Here is a 26,150-nt window from a genome sequence, read left to right on the forward strand (position 1 = left end):
CGGGCAGGCCCGCTCGACCCGCCGCGGCAGTCAGAGCCAGGCGGTCTCGGACGGCGCGCCGTCCACCCAACCCACCGGCACCCCCAGGGTGTTCACGGTCTTGGGCGTCCCGGTGTGCCTCGTCCCGGTGACCGCCAGGCTGTCGGGAACCACCACCCGCTGCACGGCCTGCACCCAGCGGTCGGTGTCTTCGGCCTTTCGCCGGGCGTCCACCGCCAGCCAGATCTGGTCCGCTCCCAAAGCCGGAAGCAGCGCGAGCAGCTCCACAGGCGGCGTGAGCGCCTGGCCCAGGCCAAAGGCCACGAACACGCTCTGTCCCCGCTCCACGCCCCGGGCACGGGCACCGATCGCGCTGTTGCGGTCCTGCACCGGTCGCCGGACATCGGCGGCGTGCGCGCCGGCCATCTTCACCATGTTGCCGCCGCCCGATATCCAGTCGGCGGCCTCCGAGGGCGCACCGTTGACTGCAGGGGCCGCGGCGGCCATGGAGTTGGCGGCCTCGAGGGCAATATCATCCTGGCCGATTACCAGCACCAGGTCCCCCGGCCCGTAGAGCGGCACCGGAACGGCCGGCTGGCGCGCCCTTTCGGCGGCGGCGGGTTGTGCCTCCACTGCCGGCGGCTGCCCATCCTCAAGTACGGCGCCAACGACGACGCCGGGGCCCGTGCCGGAGCCCGCGTCGCCGCCGGTGAGAGCCGAGCGCTGGGCAGCCGGTTCGGTAGCTGCCCTGCCCGACTGCCCGGCCTGCCCGGCCTGCCCGGCCTCATCGTCCTGCCCCGCCTGCCCGGCCCGCTCCGCCTCGAACGCCCCGGCCGCAGTGGCTCGGGCCGCCGCGCGCCGACCCGTCCCGGCCGTCGGGTTGGCGGGTCCGGCGGCCTCCCGAGAGTCGTCAGCTTGGGCTGCTGCGGGCAGGGCCGAAGCCGCCGGGGCTGCGTCGAAGGCTGGGGTTGTGGCTGGGGTTGTGGCTGCCGCTGCCGCTGCCCCCGCTGCCGCTGCCCAGGCGGAGCCTTCCGCAACGGAGACTGCCGTGGCGGGGACTGCCGTGGCGGGGGCTTCCGTGGCGGGGGCTTCCAAGGCCCCTGCACCTGCCCCCGGCCCCGGCGCGGTCGCGCCGCCGGAATCTGCTGCAGCGTCCTTCGGGGGCTTTGGGTCGTTCCGCCGCCGGCCCCAGCCCGGTCTCGCCGCCGCGGCTCCGCGGCGCTCCGCCTGCCCGGCAACTTCCGGCGGCGGTTTCTCCAGTCGGGCGCCCTTGGGCAGGCGGGTGGGCCGCGCCGTGTTAAGGGTCAGGTTGTCCATGATGACCGCGAACTGGTCGGTGTGGGTGGAGACGTGCAGTTCCGGCGCCTTGCCGTGAAGCCTGGATTCGGTGCGCTCGGCGTCGGCCAGCAGCGCCGCGATTCCGGCTCGGGCCTTCTGGTCCAGGGCATGCTGGCCACGCACGGCCGAGGCCGGCAGTTCCACCGTGACTTCGTAGTGCTCGCGGGCGAAGAAGCCGCGGATGCCGCCGACCGTGACCTTCTCGGCCGCGACAATCTTCGCGTCGGGTCCGTGGTCGGCCAGGACCTTGGCCTTGAGTTCCTGGAGGGAAGCGCCCTTAAGCTGCAGCCGTCTGGCCGACACGTACTACCCCCACGGTCTCGATCTTCACGCTGGCGGAGGTGACCTCCTGATAGGACAGTACCGGAAGTCCCCCGGCCTGCGCCGAAACGAGCCGCCGGATGGCCGGGCGCAGCGCGGGCGCGCACACGAGCACCGCGGTGAGGCCGTTGGCTTCCACTTTCTCCAGCGCATCCCGCAGCGAGGCCAGCACGGCTTCGGTCCGCTCGACCGAGAGCAGGATCTGCGTGCCGTGCTCGGACGGGCGCATGCCCTCCAGCATGGACTGCTCCAGCGTGGGATCGATCATGATCACCCGCAGCAACTGCCCGTCCAGGTACTGCGCGGTCAGGGCCGGGCCCAGCGCCTGCCGGGCCGCCTCGATCAGCCCCTCCGGGTCGGTGGACAACTTGGCCTTCAACGCCAGCGCCTCGTAAATGCGCGGCAGGTCGTTGATCGGGATCTGCTCCGCCAGCAGCCCCTGCAGCACGCGCTGCACCTCGGCCAGCGACAGCAGCGACGGAGTGAGTTCGTCCACCGCGGACGGGTTCACCGACTTCACGCCCTCGGTCAGCACGCGCACGTCCTCACGGGTCAGCAGTCGGGCGGCGTTGGCGGAGATCAACGAGGACAGGTGCGTGACCAGCACGGAGACGCGGTCGATCACGGTGGCTCCCGCCATCTCCGCGCTGTGCCGCATCTCCGCCGGGACCCACTTGCCGGCCAGCCCGAACACCGGCTCCACCGTGGCGATGCCCGGCAGCGATTCCAGGTTGTCCCCCAGCGCCAAAACCTTGCCGGCCGGGGCCTCGCCGCGGCCGGCCTCCACGCCGGCAATCCGGATCACATAGGTGGACATCGGCAGGTCGATGCTGTCGCGGGTGCGCACCGGCGGCACCACGACGCCCAGTTCCATGGCTATCTTCCGGCGCAGCGCACGCACCCGCGCCAGCAGGTCGTCGGAGGCGCCGGAGACCAAATCCACCAGGTCCGGGGCCAGCTGGATCTCCAGCGCGTGCACCCGCATCTGTTCAATCAGGTCCTCGGTAGTCTCCGAAGCGGGAGCCGCCTGACCCGCCTCGGCGGCGGCGGCGTCGTCGTCCTTGGCCTTGGCCGCCTCGGTGGCCTTGAGCCGCTGCGCCATGAAGATCAGGAACGCGCCCACCAGGATGAACGGGATCTTGGGCATGCCCGGGATCAGGGCCAGCAGAATGGCCGCGCCGCCGGCGATCATCAGCGCCTGCCGGGACTGGGTCAGCTGGTCGGAGGCGTCGGAACCCATTTCGGAGTCGGCATTCGAACGCGTCACGACCATGCCGGTGGACACGGCCATCAGCAGCGCCGGGATCTGCGTGACCAGGCCGTCGCCGATGGTCAGCAGGGTGTAGGTGCTGACCGCGTCGCCGATTTCCATGCCGCGCTGCAGCATGCCGATGGCGATGCCGCCGACGATGTTGATGATGATAATGATGATGCCGGCGATCGCGTCGCCCTTGACGAACTTGGACGCGCCGTCCATCGCGCCGTAGAAGTCGGCTTCGGCGGATACCGCGGCACGGCGTTCCCGGGCCTGCACGTCGGTGATCAGCCCGGCGTTCAGGTCGGCGTCGATCGCCATCTGCTTGCCCGGCATTGCGTCCAGCGTGAAGCGCGCTCCCACCTCGGCCACGCGCTCGGCGCCCTTGGTGACCACCACGAACTGGATGACCACCAGGATCAGGAACACCACCGCGCCGATGATGATCGAGCCGCCCACGGCCACGTGGCCGAAGGCCTCGATCACCTGCCCGGCGTAGCCGTCGCCCAGCACCAGCCGGGTGGACGCCACGTTCAGGCCCAGCCGGAACAGCGTGGCCACCAGCAGCAGCGACGGGAACACGGAGAAGTCCAGCGGCTTCTTCACGAACATCGTGGTCAGCAGGATCACCAGCGCCAGCAGGATGTTCACGATGATCAGCACGTCCAGCAGTCCAGCCGGAATCGGCACCACCAGCAGCAGGACGATGCCCACCACGCCGATCGGGACGGCGAGCTTGGAGAGGTTGCGGTTCATCAGTCACCTCCGGGTGACGGTAGGGACAAGGCTCGGCGGCCCTGCCGGGTTGAAGCGTGGGCGGCAGCGTCGGCGTCGGTCATCGCCGGCTCCGCCATGGTGTGGACGCCCGCGGCTGTACCGGCCGAGGCGCCGCGGGCCTTCAGGCTCATGACGAAGGCCAGCACGCGGGCCACGGCGTTGTAAAGCTCCAGGGGGATCTCCTGGCCGATCTCGCAGGCGCCGTGCAGCGCCCGGGCCAGCGGGACGTCGCGCACCACCGGCACGCGGGTGGTTTCGGCTTCCTCGCGGATGCGGGCGGCAATGTTGCCCGCCCCCTTGGCCACCACGCGCGGCGCGGACTTTCCCGGTTCGTACTTCAGCGCCACCGCGTAGTGGGTCGGGTTGACCAGCACGACGTCGGAGCCTCCCACCGCGGCGATCATGCGGTTGCGGCTCATCGCCAACTGCCGCGAGCGCCGCTGCGACTTGATCAACGGGTCGCCCTCGGAGCTCTTGTTTTCGTCGCGGACTTCCTTCTTGGTCATCCGGGTTTTCTTGAGGTTGCGCCGGATCACCACCATCACGTCCAGCGCGGCCAGCACCAGGCCGGCGATGATTGCGGTCTGCAGCAGCCCGGCGGTGCCGCCGCCCGCAGCCTCGAGCAGCGAGCCGACCGAGAGCCCGCCGGCGGTTATCAGCACCGGGACCAGGCCCTGGATCACGAAGTAGAGAGCGAGTCCCACCACCACGGTCTTCAGCAGCGCCTTGGCACCCTGCCAGAGAGCCTGCAGGCCGAACACCTTCTTCAGCCCGTTGACCAGGTTGAACTGCTGGGTCTCGGGTTTGAACTTCTTCCAGTGGATGCCGCCCTGCAGCGCCGCACCCGCGATGATCACGGCGACCACGGCCAGGAACATCGGCGTGAGCGTGTACATGATCGTGCCCAGGCCGTCCTCGAGCGCCTTGACCACCAGCCCCGGGTCCGGCGACTGGATCATCCGCGTGACGGTGAACATCTGGTCGGTGCCGGCCTGGGAGGCCCGGCCGATGGTCATCGGCAGCATCAACGCGGCCGCGCCCACGCCCAGCCAGGCGGTGAGGTCCTGGGATTTGGAGAGCTGGCCCTTCTGCCGGACTTCCTTCATCCGCTTGGCGGTGGCTTGCTCTGTCCGTTCTTCGGAGGTGTCCTGCGACATCTAGCCCACCACCCCCGTCAGCGCCGTCACGGCCTGCCCGGCGAGCGAGGAGACAATCCGCGGCAGCGCCACGAACACCACGCCGGCCAGGGTCAGGGTCAGGAAGATCTTCAACGGGAAGCCCAGCGCAAACGCGTTCAGCGCCGGGGCCACCCGGGTGAGCAGGCCGAGGCCGGCGTCGGCCAGGAACAGCACCACCAGCAGGGGTCCGGCAATCTGCACCGCCGCCAGGAACATCTGCGTCACACCGGTGATGATCAGCTGCACCGGCTCGGCCAGGTCGACTCCCCCGCCCAGCGGCAGCGCGGTGAAACTGCGCGCGAGCCCGCCAATGATCAACTGGTAGCCGTCGGAGGCGAACAGCAGCGCCAGCGCGGCCATCTGGAACAGCCGGGTGAACTGCGCGCCGTTGACCATCGACTGCGGGTCGAACGCCTGCGCCATGGAGAAGCCGCCGAACAGGTCGATCAACGTGCCCGCCGACTGCACCGCGGAGAACACCACCAGCACGAGGAACCCCAGCAGGGCGCCCACCAGGATCTCCAGCACCAGCGCGCCGAAGAATCCCGCCGTGCTCATCGGCTCGTACCCGTTGGCCACCCGCGGGGACACCGCCAGGGCCAGTCCGACGCCGAGCATCGCCTTGATGCGGGTTGGGATGGCTCCGTAGGAGAACGGCGGGGCAATCAGCAGGAAAGCCACCATGCGGACACCTGCCAGCATGGTGGCCTCGATCCACGCCTGGTCGAGCGGGATGTTCATTATCCGCCGCCGAGCAGGCCGGGGATTTTCTCGAACATTTCCTGCGTGAAGGAGACCATCTCGGAAATCATCCAGTGTCCGCAGATCAGCAGCGCCACGGCCACGGCCACGGCCTTGGGCACGAAGGACAGCGTGATTTCCTGGATCTGTGTCATGGACTGCACCAGGGAGACGGCAAAGCCCACCACCAGCGCGGTGACCAGCACCGGGGCGGAGAGTTTGGCGGCGACCAGCAGGCCCTGCAGGCCGATGTCGAGGACGGCGTTTGTATCCACGGCTAGGTACCGTAACTTCCGACCAGGGCGGTGATGATCAGGCCCCAGCCATCCACCAGCACGAAGAGCAGGATCTTGAACGGCAGCGAAATCATCACCGGCGGGAGCATCATCATGCCCATGGACATCAGCGCCGAGGCCACCACCAGGTCGATCACGAGGAACGGCACGAAGATGACGAACCCGATGATGAACGCGGCGCGCAACTCGGAAATCATGAACGCCGGGATCAGGGTCTGCAGCGGCACGGCCTCGGGATTCTCCGGGTTGGGCAGGTCGGCGGCCCGCATCATCAGCGCCAGGTCTTCTTCGCGGGTGTGCGCCAGCATGAAGTTCTGCAGCGGAGCGGCGGCGGCGCCCACCGCATCCGTGAAGTCCGTGGTCCCTTCCATATACGGCTGGACGCCCAGCTCGTTCACCTGGGTCAGCACCGGCCACATGATGAACAGCGACAGGAACAGTGCCAGCCCGGCCAGCACCTGGTTCGGCGGGATGGAGGGCAGGGACAGCGCGTTCCGGGTCATCGCCAGCACCACGAAGATCTTGGTGAAGGACGTCATCATCAGCAGCAGCGCGGGGGCCACCGACAGCAGCGTGATGCCCAGCAGCGTGATGACGGCGGACGACGGCGTGCCGTTGGGCCCGTTGATCTCCACCGAGAACCCGCCGGCGCCGTCCGGCGAGCCCGGTTCGACGGGGGCCAGCGGGTCAACGGGGGGAACCGGGGCGACCGGCGACGCGAAGGCGGACGGAGCGCTCAGGATGGCGGCGGCGACGGCAAAGGCCACTGCCAGCAGTAATGCCAGCAATGCTGCGGTGGCCAGACGGGGCCAGCGGCCCGCCGTCAAGGCCATGATGCCGGTGCTTCTCAACGCGAACGGACCTGCTTCAGGGCTTCGGCGGTCTGCTTCCAGGTGGACGGCGACAGGATGGACCCGGCCAGCGGGGAATCCGGAGCCTGCTCCTGCCGGCCGGCCGGACGCGACGCCCGGCGGCCCGTGCGGACGGAACGCCGTCCGCCGTCGATCGGATACAGTCCGGCCTGCCGGAGGGGAATGACGTCGCCGTCGTGGTGCGGCTCGTCGAACTCCTGCGCGACGTCACGGTGCTCTTGAAACGTTTGTTCGACGGGCTGCTCGGGCATAGCGGCGGCACGACGGGCCGCACGGCGCGGGACACCGGCGTCGCCGTCGGAGGGTGCTGCCCGACGGGCGGCGACGGCGGCGTCGACCGGGCCGGATGGGGCCGCGACGGCCGCAGCGGCCTGGTCCTGGCCCGAGGCGCGGCCGGTGGCCAGTTCCAGCAGCCGGGAGAAGCTGTCCGCCGCGGTCTGTGGGGCGCGGTGGGCGGGCTCGGCCGCCTCTTCGACCGGCGCTTCGCGGCTGTCCAGCACGTGCACCGCCTGGTCCGTCACGCCCAGCACGAAGCGCTGGCCGTCGGCGTCCACCACCACGACGGCGGCCTTGGGCCCGATGGTCTGGCGTTCCACCACGCGCACCAGCTTGCGGGCGCCGGTGCGGGCGCCGCGGCTGAAGCGGCGCTGCAGCACCCAGAGCAGCCCCAGTACCACGGCCAGCGAGAGCGCTACCCGCACGGCAAGGACGACTGTCTCCATTTAGAGGAGTCCTTCGGGCACGTCGAGGATCTTGGTGATGCGCACGGCGTAGTCCTGGTCGACGACGACGACCTCGCCGTGGGCGATCAGCCGGCCGTTGAGCAGCACGTCGGCGGGGGCGCCGGCCGAGCGGTCCAGTTCGATCACGCCGCCCGGTTCCAGGTTCAGCACGTCGCGCACGGACATCCGCGTGCGGCCAATCTCCACCGTCAGCGCCATTTCGACGTTGTTGATGCGGCCCAGCTTGGCCAACACCGAGTCGTCGGCGCCGTGCCCGGCCGGGTTCTCGCGCAGCCGGATGGCGAACCAGCCGCCGGCCTCGCCGTCGCCGCCGGTGAGCTTGAAGACGGCGGCTTCCGGATCGGAGAACAGCGCCGCGGCGTTGCCGACGCGTGCCTCGCCCAGCACACCGGCGCCGAGCACGGAGGTGGCAGCTTCCAGCGCCGGGCGCAACAGGTCGGCGGCAGACACCAAGGGGGAATCCGTGCCCGCGGCTGCGGACAGGGCGGCATGGTCGGCCACCACCAAGGCCACGTCGGCCGAGGTTCCGCCCACGAAGGACCCGACGACGGCGGAGGCCACCTGCCCCGGCAGCGGCCCGCCTTCATCCTGGCGCGCCGCGTAGAGCGGCGTGTTGGTGGGCAGCAGCCCCAGGAGCGCGTCGGCGGCAGCAGCCTGAAGGGTCTGGGTCTGTGTCATCGGGCGTTCTCCTCGGTTGTAACAATGACTCCGGCCAGGCGGTTGCCGTTGGCGCCCACGGCGGCGTGTGCCAGCCGTTCGCCGTTGATGGCAACATCCAGCGGGCGGTGTTGCGGGTGCGGCAGCGGCAGCAGGTCGCCGATGGCCAGGTCCAGGACCTGGCCGGGCCGGACGCGCATGGGGGCGAACTGCAGGGATACGTCCACCGGGATTTGCACCAGCTGGGTCTCCAGCAGTTTTCGCGCGTTGGCCGGGCTGCTCATCGCGAACGAATCACGCAGCTGGGTCAGCAGTACCTCGGCCGGGATGGCGACCGTGGCGGGCGCGGACAGGTCGCCGACACGGATTTCGAAGGTGGCAACGATCATCAGGTCGTTGGTGGCCGCCGCCTGCGCGAACTGCGAGTTGTAATGGATCTGGTCCAGGCTGATGGGCGTGGTGAGCAGGGAACCCAGCGAGTAGCGCAGGTCCTCCAGCGCATCCTCCATCAACCGGCTGACCAGGGCCTGTTCAATCTGCGTGAACTTGCGGTCCGGATAGTCGTGGCTGCCGTTGCCGCCCAGCATATGGTCGACCCACGTCATCGCGGCCTTGGTCGGAAACTGGATCACGGCCTTGCCGGTGATGTCATCGAGGGCGCAGAGAACCATCGCAGTACTGGCCGGCAACGAGGCCGCGTACTCGTCGTAGGTCTGCATCTGGACCTGCTCCGACGTGACCGTGCAGATCACGCGGACCTTGGCAGTCAGCTGGGTGCCCCACTGTCGGGCGAATGTTTCGAAGGCCAACTCCAGCACGCGGGAATGCTCGCGCGCCAGGGTGGTCGGCCGCCGGAAGTCGTAAACTTCGACGGCTCTGGCCGGCTTTTCGGGCGCGCTAGAGTGCGCATGTTCCTGGACCGTCACAGCAGGCACTATCGGCAGCGTGGTTCGGGATGTTAGGAGTTTGGATAATGCGGGTGAGGGTCCCCCGCGTCACGTCCAACACGGACCGCCCGGTGCCGGAGGCGGCACCCCGTGCTCGGAGGACTACCCAACGCAGGCCGGCCGGTGCCGAAGGCGGGCGCTCAGTGGGAGGACTACCAACGCCGGCAGGCCTGTGCCAGAGGCGGGCGCTCAGTGGTCGGAGGATGCCCCGCCGGGGGCCGGCGCGTAGGTGGCGTCCGGCCCCGGGCCGCCGCTGCTGCCACCGCCGGTGACCACGTCGCGCCCGGAGCTTTTACCCGGTTCGCCTGCTACGCGCTCGGCAGGTTTGTCCTCAGGGGCTTCGGTTTCAGCCGACTCGGCCTCCGCCTGTTCCGCTGCTTCGGCTTCGGCGGCCTTCTTGGCCAATTCCGCACGTTTCGCGGCGGCCTCTTTAGCGGCACCGGCAGGATCCTTCATGACCTCAGGAATCAGGTTGCGGATGGCCTCCGGCTGGCCGGAGAGCACCACAATGTCCACGCGGCGGTTCATGGCGAGATCTGCATCGCTCCCGCTGCGGGTCAGCGGCCTGGATTCCCCGAATCCGACCGCGGAGATGCGGTTCGAAACCACGCCGCTGTCTTCCACCAGATGGCGGAGCACGTTCACGGCACGTTCCGAGGAAAGCTCCCAGTCCAATGCGTTCGGGTCCAGGTGGCGCACCTGGGCCGTGTGGCCTTCCACCTTCAGCTCGTAGCCGACCGGCCTTAGCACCGGGCCCACCACGTTCAGGATCTTGATGGTCTGCCGGGTGAGCACCGGCGAGTCCGGCTCGAAGAACGTCTCGCTGCCAATCAGGCGAACGGTCAGGCCCCGTTCGTCAAGCTGGAAACGGACCGCTTTCTCAAGGCCTTCTTCCTGCAACCCCTTGGTGATCTTCTCCTGGATGTTGCGCAGGTCGTTGACTTCCTTGATGGCCACGTCGAGATCGGTTTTCAGTTCACCCTCGGTGTCCTCTTTGGCGTCACCACTGGTAAACCCCTGGCCCTCCTCGTCGATGAGTTCAGACGGGACCACTACCCCTTCGGCCGTATCAACCGCTTGGGTGCGTTCCACGCCAAAACCGGTGGCCAACGAGTTGGCCAGCTTCTCGAACTTCGCCGCATCCACCGTGGACATGGCGAAGAGCACGATGAACATACACATCAGCACGGTGACCATGTCCATGTAGGAGGCCATCCACCGCTCGTCCGGGTGCTCGTCCTCTTCCGCGCCGAGCGGCCGGCGCGGGCGCCGCGACTTCATGCTGCCTTGACCGCAGGCTTGTCGTCGGACTTCCCGGGTTTGCCTTCCTTGCCCTGCTTCCCCGCGCCCATCTCATGCTCCGGAACCATGGCACGCAGGCGTTCGCCCAACAGGCGCGGCTGGCTGCCGGCTTGGACGGCCAGCATGCCTTCCATCAGCAGGGTCATGCGCTCGGTTTCCAGGTCGGCCAAGCGCCTCAGCTTGCCGCCGATCGGCAGCCAGATGAAGTTGGCGGAGAGCAATCCCCACAGCGTGGCGACGAACGCCGTCGCAATCATCGGTCCGAGGGTGTCCGGGGTGGAGAGGTTTTCCAGCACGTGCGTCAGCGATACGACGGTGCCGATGATGCCTATGGTCGGGGCGTAGCCGCCCATGCCCATGAAAAACTTGGAGGATTGGCGATCGGCGCGTGCCTTCGTGCTGATCTCGTCTTCGAGAAGGATCCGCAGTTCCTCGCCGTCGGTGCCGTCGGCGATGTTCTGCAGCGCCCGCTGCATGAACGGGTCCTTTTCCTCGGTCGCCTCTGCGTCCAGTGCCAGCAGGCCCTCGCTGCGCGCCTTTTCGGCCAGCTCGACGACTCGGTCAATGACCGTCTGGGGCTTCGCCACCTTGCCGGTGAAAGCCCGGGGCAACGCTTTAAAAGCATGCAGGCCGTCCCTGAGGGTGGTGCTGGCCAGGCCCACGGCGATAGTTGCACCGAAGACCAGGATCATGGGAGCCGGGATGAGGAGCGCCGAGACGTGGGCGCCCTCGAGGGTGATCATGGCGTAGAGCGAGCCGAAGGCCAGCAGGAGGCCAATAAGTGTTGCGGGATCCATTTACGTATTCCTAGGGCGCAGCGGCACAGTGTTGCCGGAATCCGCGGAGTTGTCTCCGGGGGCCGGGGCGGCTGGTGGCACGAGGCCGAGCTGGGGGTGACCGTGCTGGTGGACTGAAGGCGGCAGCTCACGGGCCAGGTGCAGCACGTACGCGCGGTAGCTGGCGATCATCTCGATGACCTGGCTCATCGTCTCGGTGACGATGTACTTGGCGCCGTCAACCATCACCAAAGTGGTGTCCGGGTTGGAATGGACGCGCTCAATCAGGTCAGGGTTGACCGCAAACTGGCTGTCATTCAGCCGCGTTACTACGATCATTGGCCCCGTCCCAGGTCTCTCGAGGGCTCCGGTGAGCCGCTACCTACTACCTTCGGCCGCGCGCGCCCCGCGGTTAGCTGCCCAGCCCACTTGTCGCGCGCGTCACGCGGAGAGTGGCTGGACTTGGTCCTGATTCCGGGTCTTGCCGCAGCAAGACATTCACTCAGCGACCCTAAAGAAGGCCCCAGCTGCTGTCTGGGTGGTGATTCATCCCGTAGCTCCCGTAGCAAGACTGGACAGCGGGCATCGCGGGAGGCCTGCCTCATCATCCAGTGGCTTGGAGTGGTTGGGGTGGGATGTGGGTGTGCCAGTAGGTGTTGCGCAGCGGTTTGCGGCGCGGGTCGATGTAGTCCGGCGGGGTGAACCAGGGGATGCCGTCGACGACGGTGATCTCCCAGTTCCCTTGCTCGATCAGGTCGTGGTGGAGCAGGCAGAGGCATACTCCGTTGTTGACGTCGGTGCGGCCGCCGGCCCACCAGGGGATGATGTGATGGGCCTCGGTCCAGAACGCGGGCATGCTGCACCCGGGGAAGGCGCAGCCCTTGTCCCGGGCGACCAGGGCCCGGCGGATGGCGCGGTTGAAGAACCGTTGGGACCGGCCCAGGTCCAGGATTTCGCCTTCTGAACCGAGGACGGCCGGGATGATCTCGGCGTCGCAGGCCATCCGGCGGACCGTGGTGGCCGAGACCGGACCGGTGAAGACCGCGCTGCCGCCGCCAGAGAGCAGTCCGGCCAGCTGCTCGTACCCGGTGGTGACGATCACCTGGGTGCGGTGCCCGCCCGAGTCCGGAAGCCTGCCGGTGTTCAACGCGATCCGGCACGCCCCGACCAGGCCAGCGAGCAGCTTCTGCGCCCGGGTGCAGTCATCCATCGCCTCCACCACGGCCGGATCCACACAGGGGCCTCCACCAGGGAGACCGGGTTCGGGGCCCGACGGCACGTCGTCCCGCGGGTCGGAGATTTCGCCGTCGTCAGCCTCAGCAGCGCCTGCCGCGTTCTCCGGGCCTGTCCCGGCGCCGTTTGTGCCGCCACCGGCGCCGGCGCCCCTGGCTGTCTCCGCGGTTACGGCGCCGGGACCATCATGTTTACCGCCGCCGGCGACCGGGGATCCGCCACCTTCGGTGTGGGAATCTCCCGAACCAGCAGGGCACGCGTCGGATGGGCTGTTGGCGGCAGGGTCGGTGGCGGCGGTTTCGATGGCGTCGGGGCGGATCCGTGGGTTCGCGGCGCTGTTCATCACGGTGGCGAGGGCTTCGTACTGGGCGTCGGTGGTGTTGATGACGAACTGGTGCAGCCCGCGGCGCCGGCCGCGGTAGAACATGCCCTGCCGGGCCCGCAGTTCCTCCTCGGACGGTTCGGCACCGTCCTGGTCGACGACGGTTTCCCACGTCCTGGCCACCATCACCAGGGTGTCCGCATCGGCGTCCACGGCCTGCCGGACCAGCGACGCTTCCATCGCCTGCAACGCCTCCGGGGTACCGGCGTGGCGGGCCCGGTCCAGGGAATCGACCACCAGGGCCGCGGACTGGCCGCTGACCTCACCGCCGGCCATGGCCTCGGCCAAGACCGGCAGCGCCGGCGCACCCGGTTCCCCGTTCAACCGCACCGGCGCGGTGATCGCCTTGCCGACCCGCAGCCGGCGCCGCGCCTCGACAATCCCGATTCCCAGCCGGGAGCGCAGATACTCCGCCGTGTTCGCGAACTCCGTCTTGCGGCGGCGCCGCACCCGCTTGGACCCGGACCCCTCCGGGGCCGCTGCGTCCACGCCGCCGGTGCTGATCGCCGCCGCCGGGTCCGCCCACTCCCCCGCCCCCGCGGTGCCCGACGCGGCGGCACATGGCTCTGCGCCGGCCCCGGCGCTTGCTCCGAGTCCTGACACCGTTGCATGTTCCCCGTTGGCGGCGATGTCCGCCCGCTCCACCGCGTGGGCGCCGACGGCCTGCAGGAACTCCACGAGCTTCGAAACACCCTCGACCGCCGCCACCGTGTTGGCCAGGTCCCGGGTAGACAGGGACGACAACTCAACGGGGAAGCGGTCGCCGACATCCTGCAGCAGGACACACGCCTGGTCCAGAGATGCTTCCATCTCCCCGGTGCGTTCCAACGGTGCAAGAGCCATACCACAATTTTATTCGTACACAGATTCGATAGCCATCAAAAGGGCCCAGTGTGTAGGAGTAGTGCCACGCAACTGAAGCAACTGGTGAACCGAGGTCTGATTTCGCGGCAAAGAAATAGCGGCACCCCGGGAACAGTGCAGGCGGCCGCTGCAGCTGCCCGCGAACGGTCCGGCAGCTGCACTTAGGCGGTAATCATTTCGCAGCTCCGGGAAGGCGGACCGCAACCGGAGGGTCGCCCCCTGTGACCGTCGGAATGCTCACGTGTGAAGGTTTCCGGGACCGGGCGCGGCTTTCGGCAGCGCGGCGGAATCCGACAAGGGCGGTACGTGATCTTAGGGGTGACGATGAGGAAATGGTCTGCAATCTCTCTACCATCCTGTAGGCAGTGCCCCTCTAGATCGCAGGCCTGATCCGATAAAAAGAAGCTTGGATCCATCTCCGCTCAGCCGGCGTAGGGGTCACGCTCATCCCACTCCCGTTCCAGCCGCGGCCGCACCCGGAGCCGCACGTTACTGCCTCGACCGGCGCTCCAGAAGGAGTGCAGTCACCCCCGCCGCAACCGCTGCGACGATCGTGGCGATTAAAGGAAGGGGCAGCAGATCCGAAGGCACGGTCAGTGCCAGGGCCGTCATCGTCAGGACGAAGGCGGCCGTTGCCAGAAGAACCACACATCGCAAGCATGAGTACGAGGGCGGGAGTGATAACGGCAACTCTTAGTTTCATCACGAGTCCTCATAAGTTGTGTAACCCAATGCCCACACACACCCAGCCCTCCGACGGCTCCCACTACAGATGCGAGGGTTCCCAGACGGCCATGTTCGAAACCAGGGCCGGTTCGCGTTCGGCGCCCAATTCAAGGTTCTCCACGATGCTTGCGTTCGCTGTCGAATAAGAACATAGCCAAAAACATGAGGCCAAGTATGGTTACGAGGATGAGTGTCCAATTCGACTCAGTAATCATGAAGTAGATGCCAGCAACCAGCATCAGGACTAGCGGTATGCCCATCATGAGAGTAAGGAATCGCCCTCTTTGACGGTAAGTCCAGACCTGCCCTCTTTTCGGGAACATTGTCACTCCAATCTAACGAAGGGCGTTACCTATCCGAGCCAAGTCTCCGAGGAAAGCAAGATAGTTCAGACCATTTCTATGCTCATGGCGTCTGCTGGGTTGTCCGTTACTAAATTCCGCAAAAAATACCTGTAGCAACGCTCAGCGCGCAACTGGCTCCGAAGGTAATGACGGTCCCCCATCCCCCCGCTCAGAGTGCCCAATCCGAGGGCAATGGAAGCGGCGACCCCGCTCGAGGGGAGTGTCGAGGGTGTCCTGCTGGGTGAAACGTGCAGTGTCAGGGTTGTAGTAGCGGGCACCGAACTTGACCCAGCCGGTGGCGCGGTCTTGGATGGCTTGCTTGAAGAGGTAGGGGTTTGGGCAACGGCGATGGATGTCTGAGCGTCACCTTCGTTGAACATTCATTACGTATCCCCAAACTGCAGTCGCGAGCAATACAACAGCGCACAGAAGGATAACTGCTCTAGGAACGGCTTGACTCGAATCCAAAACGAGCGCGGCGTATAGCGCCGCCAACAGCGCAAAGATCGCCATGGACATATATACAGCGATGTGCTGCCTCTTACGCATGCCCTGCCTCGATTCGGTTGGGTTGACTGCACTTCAACAAGAGTCCGCAGCTCCTATGCTCGGTGCCCGCGGAGACCACGGCCCCACCACCAGCGGAGCCCCAGCAGCCCCCACTACAGTCCGTCCACGGTGAGCACCGGCGAGAGGACGGGCGGGATGTCCAGCGGGGCACGCCGAGCTCCTGCTCGACGACGATCGAATCCCACCCGCCGCCCTATTGGATGCGTGTCCTAGACATGAACCTGCCCCCCGGTATTGGGACGAGTGTAATGCAGATCACACAAATAGGAGATAGCCCCAGTCCGAACGTATCGGACCGGGGCTATTTTCCCATGTCTGCTAGGAGACAGGGTAAAAGTTCCGAAATTTTAGCGCTTCAGGTTAGTCAGTTCCTGCAGCACCTCATCGGAGGTGGTGATGATGCGGGCGTTGGCCTGGAAGCCGCGCTGCGCGACGATCAGGTTAGTGAATTCCTGGGAGAGGTCCACATTGGACATTTCCAGCGAGCCGCCTGCCAGCGTGCCGAGGCCGCCGGTGCCTGCAGTGCCGAGTTCCACCTGGCCGGAGTTGGCAGTTGCACGGTACGACGACGAACCCGCCTTTTCGAGGCCTCCCGGGTTGGTGAAGTTGGCCAGTGCAACCCGGCCGACGACGGCCTGGTCCCCGTTACTAAAGGATCCCATGAGTGTGCCATCCGGGCTCATGGTGAAGGATTCAAGGGTTCCGGCCGCACGACCGTTCTGACTGTCGAATCCAACGGTAGTCATGCCTGCGTAACCGCTGAGACTCGTCAGATTAACGTTGATGCCGTCAACCGCCATGGGGCCGCTAGGCGTCAGGACGCCGTTCCCGTTGAGCGCAAGCGATGCACCGACAGTCCCGCTGCCGGTCTTGGAGACATCCCAGCCGTCTGGTGTCCGAGTGAACGTCAGGGAGAGGCTCGCCTTGGTGCCGTCCGCCTTAAAGACCTCAACATCGCGGACGAGGGCATCTGCTTGCTTCGCGTCAGACGGAAGGTTCCCTGCGAGCACTGCCTCGGAAGTGGCACGGGCCTTGGAAATGGCGTCGGGGGAAAGATCGATTGCGCCAATGGGGCCGCCAACGGGCATGTTTCCGTCGGCATCTGCCATCCAGCCCTGCAGGATGGCCCCGTCCGGGGAGACGAGGCGCCCCATGGAATCGAGTTCGAAGGCGCCGGCGCGAGTGTAAAGCTGCTCGCCGCCCTTGGTGGTGACGAAGAATCCGTCGCCGGAGATCATCATGTCGGTGGCCTTGCCCGTGGCCTGCGAGGAGCCCTGGGTGAAGTTGGTGGAGATGCCGGCCACCTGCACGCCGAGGCCCACCTGTGCGGGATTGGTGCCGCCGGCCTGGGCCTGCGGGCCGCCTGCGCCCTGCGTCATTTGGGACAGGGTGTCCTGGAACTGGACGGAGGAGGCCTTGAAGCCGGTGGTGTTGACGTTGGCGATGTTGTTGCCGGTGACATCAAGCATGGTCTGGTGGGAGCGGAGTCCGGAGATTCCGGAGTAGAGCGAGCGGAGCATGATCAGCGCCTTTCGGAGGGTGGAACGGACGGGTAATTCAGTGATTGGGAAAATTTGGTGGCGGCATAAGCCGGCTTAGGGGGAAACATCTCAGGCGGCGGCACCCCCGGTGGTACCGGCGTCGTTGGCACCCAAGCCGGCGGCACCGGCGTCGTTGGTGGCTTCACCAGTACCCGACTCCCCCGGCGCGCCGGCGGCGGTAATCCCGGCGACCAGGTCCAGCGGGATCTCCCGGCCGTCCACGATCACCTGCGGGACCGGCCCGGCGTAGGAGACTGAGGTTGCGGTGCCGGTGACCAGGGAGCCGTCCGCGCCGTAGTAGCTGACCTCGCGGCCCACCAGCGCCGCGGCTACGCCACGCATCTGCAGCGAGAAGTTCTCCTCGCTGGTGGTGGTCATGGTGGCGATGCTTTCCATCATGGCCAGCTGCGTGGACTGCGAGATCATCTGGTTCGTGTCCATCGGCGAGCTGGGGTCCTGGTTCTGCAGCTGGGTGACCAGCAGGTGCATGAACATCTCGCCGTCCATAGACTGCTTCGGTGCGCGCACGGGCGGGGCGGTATACGTCGGGGCGACTGTGCCAACGGGCGCGACTGAGTCGGTGGGCATGGTTCTCCTTGTCTCAGGCCAGCACGTCGAGGCTGGTCGATATCCCGTAGGGACGTCTCAGGGCGGATGGGTCGGTCGTGTCCGGGGCCGTGTCTCCGGCGGTTCCGGTGGCCGTGCCGGGGCGGCCTTCCTGTCCCTGCGGGCCGCCGGAGGGCCGGCCGTCGGGGCCGAACTGCATGCCGGGGCGCGCATCGTTCGGGCGGTTCTGGTTGGACAGGTCAAGGTTGGCGTTCAGGCCGGTGGCCGCAAGATCGCGCTTCAGGTCGGCCATGACGACGCGCAAGGCGTCCCGGCCGGCGTCGTTCGGGGCGAAGAGCTCCACGCGGACGCCCTCGCCCGTCACGTGGGCGCGGACGGTGACCGGGCCCAGGTTGTCAGGGGTGACGCTGATGGTCATCACGTGCTCGCCGGGCTTGGCCTGCGAGAGCGTAAAGAGCGGGCGGGCCACCTGCGCGGCGAACGGCAGCTGCTGGTGCGGCGGGACGGGAGCGGGCGCCGTGGCGGGGGCGGCAGCCGTGGGCTGGGACACCGGGACCGGCTGTCCGGCGACCGGCACCTGGAGGCCCGGCTGCAGCTGTTCGCTCTCGCCGCGCCCCGCTGCGGCGGCGGCTGTGGCGGTCGCTGCCGTTGCGGCCACACCAGTCGCGGCCCCGCCGGCAGGAGCGCCCGGTACGGATTGTCCGGGAAGCACGACGCCGGTGGTCGGCTGCGTGGGAATGGTCGCCTGGGCTGCGGGCTGGGTGGGAACCGCCGGCCCCACCGGGCCGGCCTGTTGGTTCTGAGCAGTGTCGCCTGTCCCGGCCACCGGCACCACGCCGGTTCCGGCCGCGGGGGTTGTCGCGGCGGCTGTCGCTGCTCCAGCGCCCGGCCCGGGTGCACCGGTGTCTGTTGCGGCAGCACGTGCCAAGGTGGCAGCCGGACTTCCTGCGCGTTCCCCGGCGACGCTCCCGCCGTCAACAGGGCCAGCGGCGGACGCAGTACCAGCCTGGGTTGCGGCTGCTGCGGAGTCGGAAGCTGCCGGGCCAACCAAGCTGGCCCCAGCGGATGCTCCGGCGCCTGCCGTGCCGTCGACAAAGGAGGGCCAGCCGCCAGTACCGAAAAATGCACCGGTTGCACCTGACATCCCGAAGCCACCGCGGCCATCGGAAGCGCCCTCACCGGCGTCCTGCTGGCTTCCGGCGGCAGCATCGGCCGTCACCGGGGACTGAGCCGCGTCGGCACCCACTTCGCCGATCGGCGTACCCGCGCTGGTCGGATCGCCGGCGGTGAGGCCTTGCCCGGCCAGGAGCGGCCAAGGTGCCTTAGCGCCGCCGTGACCGGCGACTGCGGCCGCCGGATCAGTGGCTGCAGCGTCGCGGGAAGGAGCAGTAGCGGGACCGGTGGCGGACTCGGCCGTGCCGTTGCCTGGTTGCGATGCTGCACCGCGACCGGTTTCACCCCGGGCAGTTCCGGCCGCCCCGGTTGACCCGGCGGTAGCCGCGGCAGCCCCGGGGCCCCCAGCGGAGGCACCGCCGTCGTGCTTGGAACGCTTGGCGGAAGCAACGGAACCGTGCCTCAGCGCATCCTGCATGGCGGCGTCGAAGCCGGGAGAAGAGGAGCGCGCGGCAGCCGGCCCGCCGGAACGGGCGGAGGACGCCGGGGCGACGGGCAGGGAGTTCACGGGCAGGCTCATGCGGTTCGTCCCCTCGCCATGGCCGCCTGCGCGGCGGCCAGCAGGTCGGTCAGCTGTCCGGCGCCGCCGGAGCCCTGACCGCCGTTGAGCGTCGAGGCCAGTCCGGTGTTGCCGTTCTGCCCGGTGAGCATGGAGCTCAGCCCAGTGGACGTAGAGAGCTGGGCTGCGCCGATCAGTTCGGTCAGCGCGCTCTGCTGGTCCGCGCTCAATCCGGCGGCGCCGGCAGCCACGCCGGAACCGGCGCCTGCTGCCTGGACCGAGGACTCCTCGGGCAGGATGCGGCGGATGGTGGTGAGGTTGGAGTCGTTCTCCCAGGCGTCGCGTACCTTAATCGTGTCGCCGGGCTGGGGGGCATCGATGGCCTTGCCGTTGCCCAGGTAGATGGAGACGTGGCCGCCGTCGAAACTGAAGAGCAGGTCGCCGGGCTTGGCGTCGGCCATGGAAGCCACCGGCGTGCCTTCCTTCATCTGGTCCCAGGTGACGCGCGGCAGGTCGATGCCGACGTCGCGGAAGGCGTGCTGCACGAAGGACGAGCAGTCGAGGCCGACGGACGCGTCGTTGCCGCCCCAGACGTAGGGCAGGCCCACGTACTTCTCCGTGGCCTTGATCAGCTCGGCGGCGGTACCGGTCGCGGCCCCGGCCCCGGTCCCGCTCACGGCGCCGGTCCCGGAAGCGGCGCCGGCGGGGGCCTGGGCTGCCGCCGTCAGCGCGTCGGCGAACGCGCTTGCCGTGGCGCCGCCGGTGCTGCCACCCGCAGTTGCCCTGGCCGCGGCTTCCGCGGCGGGGGCGGGCTGGGCGAGCTGGGTCAGTGTGGACTGGATCTGCTGGATCCGCCCGAGGGTGTCGGTCATGCTCATCGTCCGTCGCCGCCCCGGGCGCCGGTGGACAGTTCGTCCAGCACCAGCTGCTCGCGCCGCAGCTCTTCGAACGCCTCGGCCGCGAGGTGTCGGGTCTCGAGCTTCTCCAGGCCCACGGACTGCTTGCGCACGGCGAGGAACTCCTGCTGGGCCTGCTGCGCCTCGTTCCGCCGGGCCAGGTCCAGGTTTTCCAGGTCGGCCAGCATGCTGCGCGAGGCGGAGCGGGCCGCGGCCACCGCGTGCAGCGTGGCCGCATCGGAGACTTCGCTGATGATCTCGCCCAACTCGTCGCGGGCAGCGACCACCCGGGCGCCGGACTCGCGGGCGCGGTGGTTCGCGGCGGCGAGGTTGCCGGCGGCCTGGTCCTGCTGAAGCTGGCGCAGCCGCAGCAGCCCGGCCAGGGGGAAGGATCGTGCCATCTCTACATACCTCCAAGGGTGCGGGCCAGGCGGTGCAGTTGCTCCCACGACTGCGCGGCCGGCGTCTGGTCATCCATCCGCTGCTGCAGGAACAGGTTGATGTCGTCTTCGTGCTGGACGGCCGCGTCCACCAGCGGGTTGGAACCGGGCTGGTAGGCGCCCACGTCCAGCAGGTCCTGCGCGGCCTTGCGGGCCGCCAGCACCTTGCGCAGGGCGCCCGCGGCGCGGGAGTTCTCCGGGCTGTTGACCTTGGATGCCACGCGGGAGATCGAGCCGAGCGGATCCACTGACGGGTAGTGCCCGGAAACGGCCAGCTTGCGGTCCAGCACCACGTGCCCGTCCAGGATAGAGCGGGCCGAGTCGGCGATCGGTTCGTTGTGGTCGTCGCCGTCCACGAGCACCGTGTACATCCCCGTCACCGATCCGGTTTCGGCGGTGCCGGCGCGTTCCAGCAGCCGGGCCAGCAGGGAAAAGGTCGACGGCGGATACCCGCGGGTGGCCGGCGGCTCGCCGACGGAGAGGCCGATCTCGCGCTGGGCCATGGCCACGCGGGTCAGCGAGTCCATCATCAGCATCACGTCCGCCCCGCGGTCGCGGAACGATTCGGCAATCCGGGTGGCGGTGAAGGCGGCGCGCAGCCGCATCAGCGCCGGCTCGTCCGAGGTGGAGACCACCACGATGGACCGGGCCAGGCCGGCCTCGCCGAGGTCGTCTTCGAGGAACTCGCGGACTTCACGCCCGCGCTCCCCGACCAGCGCGATCACGGAAACCTCGGCGTCGGTGCCGCGGGCGATCATGGACAGCAGCGAGGACTTGCCCACGCCGGAGCCGGCGAACAGGCCCATGCGCTGGCCCTTGCCCACGGTGGTGAGCGTGTCCAGCACGCGCACGCCCAGCTGCAGCGGCGTCTCGATCCGTGCGCGGTGCATGGCGGACGGGGTGTCGTTGTCCAGCGGGACCAGCGAGTCGAAGACCAGCGGGCCCTTGCCGTCGATCGGCCGCCCCATCCCGTCCAGCACCCGGCCGAACAGCCCGTTGCCGGTGGGCACCAGCACCGGCGCCCCCTTGGCCTTGGCCGGGGTGCCGGTATTGATCCCGGTGAGCCGGCCCAGCGGCATGCAACGGATGCTGTCCCGGCCGGTGGCCACGACCTCGGCCTCCACGCCCTGGCCGTCGCCAATGAGCACCAGGTCGCCGATGGCGCAATCCAGGCCAATGATCTCGACGCCGAGGCCCACCACCGAGGACACCATCCCGTAGCGCGGGGGCCGGGCCGCCGCCAGCGCGCCGGCGAACCGGTCGGCGCGGGGGCGCCAGGCGACCGCGGTCACTGCCGGGCCTCCAGCAGCGCGGCCTTGGCGCGGGCCAGCGCGGCGCCGATCCGCGCGTCCAGGAAGCCGTCGGCGAATTCGGTGACGGCGTCCCCGGGCGCGAGCGACGAATCGGGGCTAAAGCTCACGCCGGCCTGCTGCCGCGTCTCCGGCGCCAGCATGGTCAGGTCCGCCGGATTCATCCGCACGGTGTGCACGCGCGAGGCATCCACCCCGGCCAGTGCCCGGGTGAGGGCCGAACGGGCGGAGGCCGCGCCGTCGGACAATTCGTGGCCCAGGATGGCTTCGGCCAGTTCCATGGCCGCGGCGGCCAGGGTGTCCTGCGCGGCGGCAAGTACCGGCACGGTCCGCTCCTCCAGCGCACGGGTGGCCGCGCCGAGCGCTGCCACTGCGTGCTGCAGGCGGGCGCGGGCGTCCGCCATCGCGGCGGCGTGGTCCTGCTCCATCGCGAGCTGGCGTTCGCGCATCAGCTCGGTGCCTTCGCGCATGCCGGCGGTGTAGCCGGCGGCGTGGCCGCGGACCCTGGCCTGTTCCAGCGCCTTGTCCTGCGAGTCGTCGCTGCGCAGTTCGGTGTAGCGCAGCTTGGCGAAGGCCCCGGTCCCGGTGTTCAGCTCGGGGAAACTCATCCTGGAGAACGCGGCGTCAGTAGACATATTCGTCCTCCTCCGCCGCGCGCTGGACGGTGATGATGCCGCTGGCCTCGAGCTCGCGGATCGAGCGGACGATGTCCGCGCGGGCCTCTTCGATCTGCGACATGCGCAGCGGGCCGGTGGCCTTGATCTCGTCGTCGAGGATGTCGCGGTTGCGCTCGGAGACGTTCTTGCGGATCAGCTCGGTGACCGGTTCGCTGGCGCCCTTCATGGCCACCGCGAGCACCGCGATCTCGATGCCACGCAGCACCTGCTGCACGTCGCGCGGTTCGAGCTTGGTGATGTCTTCGAAGGTGAGCATCCGGGAGCGGACTTCCTCCGCCAGCTCCGGATCGCGTTCCTCCAGGGCCTCCAGGAGCGCGCGTTCGGTGGCGACGTCGGCGCGGTTGATGATGTCCACCAGCGGCCCGACGCCGCCCACTACCTCCACCTGCTGGCGGGGCACGACGGCGCCGGCCCGCACCTTGAGCGTGTCCGCCACGATCGACACGGCTTCGGGGGTGGCGGTGCCCATGGTGGCGATGCACTGGGCTACCTCCGGCCGCACCGAATCCTCCAGCCCGGCTATCACCGTGGACGCCAGCTCCGGGCGCACATGCGCGAGCACCAGCGCGATGGTCTGCGGGATCTCGCCGTTCAGCAGCGTGATCAGCTGGGTGGGGTCGGCGTCATCCAGGAACTCGAAGGGTTTCCCGGCCATGGAGGTGGCCAGCCGGTCGAGCACGCCGGCGGCCTTTTCCGCGCCGAAGGAGGCGGCCAGCAGGCCGGCGGCGAACTCCCTGCCGCCGCGGGGCCGGCGACGGCCCTTGACCGTCATGTCATGGAATTCCTTGAACGCCTCCTCGGCGGTCTCGGGGTCCACGCGGCCCATGCTCACGAGCTCGGCCGTGATCAACTCCGCCTCGGCCTCGCTGAAGCGCTTCATGACCTCGGCGGCCCGGGCCTGTTCCATCTGCATCAGCACCACCGCCACCTTCTGGGTGCCGGTCAACGTGGTCAGTAACTCGGTCATGCGTTCTGCTTGTCATCCATCAGGGAGCGCAGGAAGTCGGCGGTCTTGTCCGGTTCCTGGGCGGCCAGGGCGTCGATTTCCGCCCGCTTGCGGTTCATGTCCTTCTGCTCGTCGGACAGCTCCGGCGGGCCGGCGAGCTCCAGTGCCGTGGTGTTCGGGCCGGTGACCACGGGGATCGGTTCCGGAACGATGATGGGCTTCGCGGGAAGCTGCAGGTCCTGCGGCGCCTCGATCTCGGGCTGGAAATCCTGCAGCTCGCCCAGGTCCACCGGCTCGCGGTTCTGCCGGCGGGACCAGCGGGCGTAGACCAGCAGGGCGATGATCACCAGCAGGATGATGCCGGCGGTGATGATGGCGGTGCGGATCAGCTCGGCCTGGCGCGCGGCTTCCTCGGCGGCCTGCGCGGCGGCCAGCGCCTCGGCGGCCTCCTGCGCGCCGGCGGTGTTGAACGGCACGAGTTCGACCGTGACCTCGTCCCCGCGGTCGGCGTTGATGCCGGCGGCGGTGGTCACCAGGTCCTCGATGTTGGCCACGTTCAGGGCCCCGGCGGCGTCGGCGTCCAAGGCCACGGACACGGTCTGGCGGTTGATCGCCCCGGCCGGGATGGCGCGGGTCTCGGTCACCTTGTTCAGGGCGTTGTTCTTCGTCTCCGACTCGGAGGTGAAGGTCCCGTCGCCGCCGGTGTTGCCCGGTACGGCGATGTTGTCCGGGCCCAGCACGCCGGCCGCTCCCCCGCCGGTTCCCTCGTACTCTTCGATCTGCGCGGACTCGTTCAGGGCCGGCGCGCCGTCCGGCGTCGTGAAGGTCTCTTCCACACGCTCGGCGGACTCGTAGTTCATGTCCGCGGCAACCACCACGGAGGAATTGCCGGGCCCGACCACGCGGTCCAGCATGCTCTGCACCGAGGCGCGCACCCGCTCCTCGTAGTCGGAGGCCTGCTTGTCCGCGGAGCCGGTAGCGCCCACGCCCACGGCGGAGAGCACGGTGCCGGCGGCGTCGATGACGGCGACGTTCTCCGGCTTCATGCCGTCGATCGAGGCGGAGGTCAGGTGAACGATGGCCTGCACGTGGTCGGCGGACAGGGTGGTCTTTTCGGTGTCCACAAACACGGAGGCGGTGGCCTCACCCTTCTCGGAGACGAAGACCGTCTCCTCCGGGATGGCCAGCCGGACGGAGGCGGTCTTGACGCCGTCGAGCGCCTCGATGGTGGAGGCCAGCTCGCCTTCCAAGGCCCGCTTGTAGGTAACCGACTGCTGGAACTCGGAGGACGTCACGCCCATGTCGTCCAGCAGCGAGTAGCCGCCGGTGGACGAGCTCGGCAGGCCGGCCGCGGCGGCCTTGAGCCGCTGGTCGTAGACCTTGTCCTCCGGCACCAGGATGGTCCCGCCGCCGTTGGTCAACTCGTACGGCACCCCGTCGGTGCGCAACTGCTCCACGATGGTGTTCGCGTCGGCCGCGGCCAGCCCGGAAAACAGCGGTGTGTAGGAGGGCTTCGACGCCCACGTCGTCAGGGCGGCAATGCCGAGCACGACGACGGCGATGCCGATGATCGCGATGGTGCGCTGGGCGACGGTGAACTCGCTGACGGTTTTGCCCAGCCGGGAGAACCAGGAGGAGACCTTGCCGGGCATCAGGCCTGCATCCTCATGATCTCGTTGAAGGCGTCAACGCCCTTGTTCCGGACGGCTGCCACGAGTTCCAGCGTCACGGCGGCGCGGGTGGAGGCCAGGGTCGCGTTGTGGATGTCGTTCAGGTCGCCGGTAACGGCCTGGATGGCCAGTTCATTGGACGTGGACTGCAGTTGCTGCAGGTTGTCGATGGCACCGGTCAGGGAGGTGGCAAAGCCGACGCCGTTGGTGGCCTGCGGAGCCTCGGCGGCCGGCAGGTAACCGGTGCCGGCGACGCCCTGGATCGGCGGAATGGAAGAGAGCGGCATCAGTTGCGTCCAATCTGGAGGGCGGCCTCGTAGGTCGTCTTCGCCCGGTCCACCACGGCCGCGTTGGCCTGGTAGCCGCGCTGGGCCAGGATCAGGTTGCCCATCTGCTGGGACAGGTCGATGTCCGGGTAGCGGACGTAGCCGTCCTCGTCCGCCAGCGGGTGGTCGGGCTCGTGGACCATGCGGCCCTCGGCCTCGCCGAATTCGGCCCCGGCCACGTACACGCCGGAGACGCCCTGGCCTTCCTGGGCGATCACGTAGCGCGCCTGGAAGGCCGCGCCGTCGGTGCTGGTGGCGTTGTTCGCGTTGGCGAGGTTGTCGGAGACGGCGTCCAGCCACTTGCGGTGGACGGTCAGGCCGGTCCCGGCGATTCCAATGGCGTCGAAAGTCATCAGTTGGTCCTCATCGCCGTGCGGACGCCGCTGAAAGGACTCTCGGCGGCACGGGCTGCAAACTGGTAGCGCAGCACTGTTTCAATGTTGGAGAGCGTCTCGGTGTCCAGGTTGACGTTGCTGCCGTCGAGCCGGGTGGGCTCCAGCGAGCGTTCCATCGTGGCACTGGCGCTGCCGTTCCCGCGGGCCACCGATTTTGCGAGTGCATCCTCGAACTGGACGCGCTGCGCATGGTAGCCGGGGGTGTTCACGTTCGCGATGTTGTTGGCGATGGCGCGCTGGCGCATGGCGAGGCCGTCCAGGGCGCTCTGCATGGCAGCCCCCGTCACAGATTCGAACACAGCAAAGACCCGTCTTACTACTGGCATGTGGGCGGCCGATCCATGGCCTGTTCTGTGAGCGATCCGTGCTCACTATCCAGTTATCGGCAGAAGACGGGAGTGCGTTAGGT

At 68.5% G+C, this 26,150-nt stretch carries 26 protein-coding genes; all 26 read right to left on the reverse strand.

All coding sequences use genetic code 11. The annotated features are described in order from the left end of the window. Positions 1-30: 30 nt before the first annotated feature. Complete coding sequence (locus tag AC5RWG_RS06205) at positions 31-1,620, reverse strand: hypothetical protein (protein ID WP_494166597.1); 1,590 nt, start codon at positions 1,618-1,620, stop codon at positions 31-33. Then, positions 1,595-3,649 (reverse strand): flagellar biosynthesis protein FlhA, encoded by a 2,055-nt coding sequence (gene flhA, locus AC5RWG_RS06210; protein WP_494166598.1) that lies wholly within the window; start codon positions 3,647-3,649, stop codon positions 1,595-1,597. The genes AC5RWG_RS06205 and flhA overlap by 26 nt, the downstream gene beginning before the upstream one ends. Continuing rightward, a complete protein-coding gene (locus AC5RWG_RS06215; protein WP_494166599.1) occupies positions 3,649-4,827 on the reverse strand; it encodes an EscU/YscU/HrcU family type III secretion system export apparatus switch protein in 1,179 nt (392 codons plus the stop codon). Before AC5RWG_RS06215 ends, flhA begins: the two co-directional genes overlap by 1 nt. Further along, positions 4,828-5,589 carry a flagellar biosynthetic protein FliR gene (locus AC5RWG_RS06220; RefSeq protein ID WP_494025445.1) on the reverse strand — a complete coding sequence of 254 codons (762 nt, stop codon included), beginning with the start codon at positions 5,587-5,589 and terminating at the stop codon, positions 4,828-4,830. After that, the gene (gene fliQ, locus AC5RWG_RS06225) at positions 5,589-5,864 is read right to left on the reverse strand and encodes a flagellar biosynthesis protein FliQ (protein WP_494000437.1); all 276 of its coding nucleotides are present in this window, start codon (positions 5,862-5,864) and stop codon (positions 5,589-5,591) included. The genes AC5RWG_RS06220 and fliQ overlap by 1 nt, the downstream gene beginning before the upstream one ends. A gap of 2 nt (positions 5,865-5,866) precedes the next feature. Then, positions 5,867-6,718 carry a flagellar type III secretion system pore protein FliP gene (gene fliP / locus AC5RWG_RS06230; RefSeq protein WP_494166600.1) on the reverse strand — a complete coding sequence of 284 codons (852 nt, stop codon included), beginning with the start codon at positions 6,716-6,718 and terminating at the stop codon, positions 5,867-5,869. Positions 6,719-6,732: 14 nt separating this feature from the next. Further along, on the reverse strand, positions 6,733-7,479 hold the full coding sequence (locus AC5RWG_RS06235) for a FliO/MopB family protein (protein WP_494166601.1): 747 nt from the start codon (positions 7,477-7,479) through the stop codon (positions 6,733-6,735). Then, positions 7,480-8,178 (reverse strand): flagellar motor switch protein FliN, encoded by a 699-nt coding sequence (fliN, locus tag AC5RWG_RS06240; protein ID WP_494166602.1) that lies wholly within the window; start codon positions 8,176-8,178, stop codon positions 7,480-7,482. Next, entirely contained in the window at positions 8,175-9,092 is a 918-nt protein-coding gene (locus AC5RWG_RS06245; RefSeq protein ID WP_494022517.1) for a flagellar motor switch protein FliM, read from the reverse strand. Before AC5RWG_RS06245 ends, fliN begins: the two co-directional genes overlap by 4 nt. Positions 9,093-9,293: 201 nt before the next feature. Continuing rightward, complete coding sequence (locus AC5RWG_RS06250) at positions 9,294-10,385, reverse strand: OmpA/MotB family protein (RefSeq protein ID WP_494166603.1); 1,092 nt, start codon at positions 10,383-10,385, stop codon at positions 9,294-9,296. Continuing rightward, on the reverse strand, positions 10,382-11,203 hold the full coding sequence (locus tag AC5RWG_RS06255; protein WP_494166604.1) for a motility protein A: 822 nt from the start codon (positions 11,201-11,203) through the stop codon (positions 10,382-10,384). Before AC5RWG_RS06255 ends, AC5RWG_RS06250 begins: the two co-directional genes overlap by 4 nt. Then, positions 11,204-11,521, reverse strand: a complete 318-nt coding sequence (locus AC5RWG_RS06260) for a flagellar FlbD family protein (protein WP_494166605.1) — start codon at positions 11,519-11,521, stop codon at positions 11,204-11,206. A gap of 265 nt (positions 11,522-11,786) precedes the next feature. Further along, positions 11,787-13,640 carry an HNH endonuclease signature motif containing protein gene (locus tag AC5RWG_RS06265; RefSeq protein ID WP_494166606.1) on the reverse strand — a complete coding sequence of 618 codons (1,854 nt, stop codon included), beginning with the start codon at positions 13,638-13,640 and terminating at the stop codon, positions 11,787-11,789. 1,211 nt (positions 13,641-14,851) lie between these two features. Continuing rightward, a complete protein-coding gene (locus AC5RWG_RS06270; protein ID WP_494167102.1) occupies positions 14,852-15,085 on the reverse strand; it encodes an RHS repeat-associated core domain-containing protein in 234 nt (77 codons plus the stop codon). A gap of 563 nt (positions 15,086-15,648) precedes the next feature. Further along, a complete protein-coding gene (locus AC5RWG_RS06275) occupies positions 15,649-16,821 on the reverse strand; it encodes a flagellar hook protein FlgE (RefSeq protein WP_494128382.1) in 1,173 nt (390 codons plus the stop codon). A gap of 90 nt (positions 16,822-16,911) precedes the next feature. Beyond that, positions 16,912-17,430, reverse strand: a complete 519-nt coding sequence (locus tag AC5RWG_RS06280; protein WP_494166607.1) for a flagellar hook assembly protein FlgD — start codon at positions 17,428-17,430, stop codon at positions 16,912-16,914. 13 nt (positions 17,431-17,443) lie between these two features. Next, positions 17,444-18,337, reverse strand: a complete 894-nt coding sequence (locus AC5RWG_RS06285) for a flagellar hook-length control protein FliK (protein WP_494166608.1) — start codon at positions 18,335-18,337, stop codon at positions 17,444-17,446. A gap of 761 nt (positions 18,338-19,098) precedes the next feature. Then, positions 19,099-19,953 (reverse strand): C40 family peptidase, encoded by an 855-nt coding sequence (locus AC5RWG_RS06290; protein WP_494166609.1) that lies wholly within the window; start codon positions 19,951-19,953, stop codon positions 19,099-19,101. A gap of 2 nt (positions 19,954-19,955) precedes the next feature. Then, the gene (locus AC5RWG_RS06295; RefSeq protein WP_494000453.1) at positions 19,956-20,378 is read right to left on the reverse strand and encodes a flagellar FliJ family protein; all 423 of its coding nucleotides are present in this window, start codon (positions 20,376-20,378) and stop codon (positions 19,956-19,958) included. 2 nt (positions 20,379-20,380) lie between these two features. Then, a complete protein-coding gene (locus AC5RWG_RS06300; protein WP_494000454.1) occupies positions 20,381-21,709 on the reverse strand; it encodes a FliI/YscN family ATPase in 1,329 nt (442 codons plus the stop codon). Further along, positions 21,706-22,362, reverse strand: a complete 657-nt coding sequence (locus AC5RWG_RS06305; RefSeq protein ID WP_494166610.1) for a FliH/SctL family protein — start codon at positions 22,360-22,362, stop codon at positions 21,706-21,708. The genes AC5RWG_RS06300 and AC5RWG_RS06305 overlap by 4 nt, the downstream gene beginning before the upstream one ends. Continuing rightward, positions 22,352-23,371: a flagellar motor switch protein FliG gene (gene fliG / locus AC5RWG_RS06310; RefSeq protein ID WP_494166611.1), complete on the reverse strand. Its 1,020-nt coding sequence runs from the start codon at positions 23,369-23,371 to the stop codon at positions 22,352-22,354. The genes AC5RWG_RS06305 and fliG overlap by 11 nt, the downstream gene beginning before the upstream one ends. Next, positions 23,368-25,002, reverse strand: coding sequence for a flagellar basal-body MS-ring/collar protein FliF (fliF, locus tag AC5RWG_RS06315; protein ID WP_494166612.1), 1,635 nt, complete (start codon positions 25,000-25,002; stop codon positions 23,368-23,370). The genes fliG and fliF overlap by 4 nt, the downstream gene beginning before the upstream one ends. Beyond that, a complete protein-coding gene (gene fliE, locus AC5RWG_RS06320; RefSeq protein WP_493979187.1) occupies positions 25,002-25,307 on the reverse strand; it encodes a flagellar hook-basal body complex protein FliE in 306 nt (101 codons plus the stop codon). Before fliE ends, fliF begins: the two co-directional genes overlap by 1 nt. Continuing rightward, positions 25,307-25,699, reverse strand: a complete 393-nt coding sequence (locus tag AC5RWG_RS06325) for a flagellar basal body rod protein FlgC (protein WP_493979188.1) — start codon at positions 25,697-25,699, stop codon at positions 25,307-25,309. Before AC5RWG_RS06325 ends, fliE begins: the two co-directional genes overlap by 1 nt. Further along, a complete protein-coding gene (locus AC5RWG_RS06330; protein ID WP_493967254.1) occupies positions 25,699-26,040 on the reverse strand; it encodes a flagellar basal body rod protein FlgB in 342 nt (113 codons plus the stop codon). Before AC5RWG_RS06330 ends, AC5RWG_RS06325 begins: the two co-directional genes overlap by 1 nt. Positions 26,041-26,150 lie beyond the last annotated feature (110 nt).

The sequence above is a fragment of the Arthrobacter sp. Y3221160 genome (assembly GCF_059092585.1).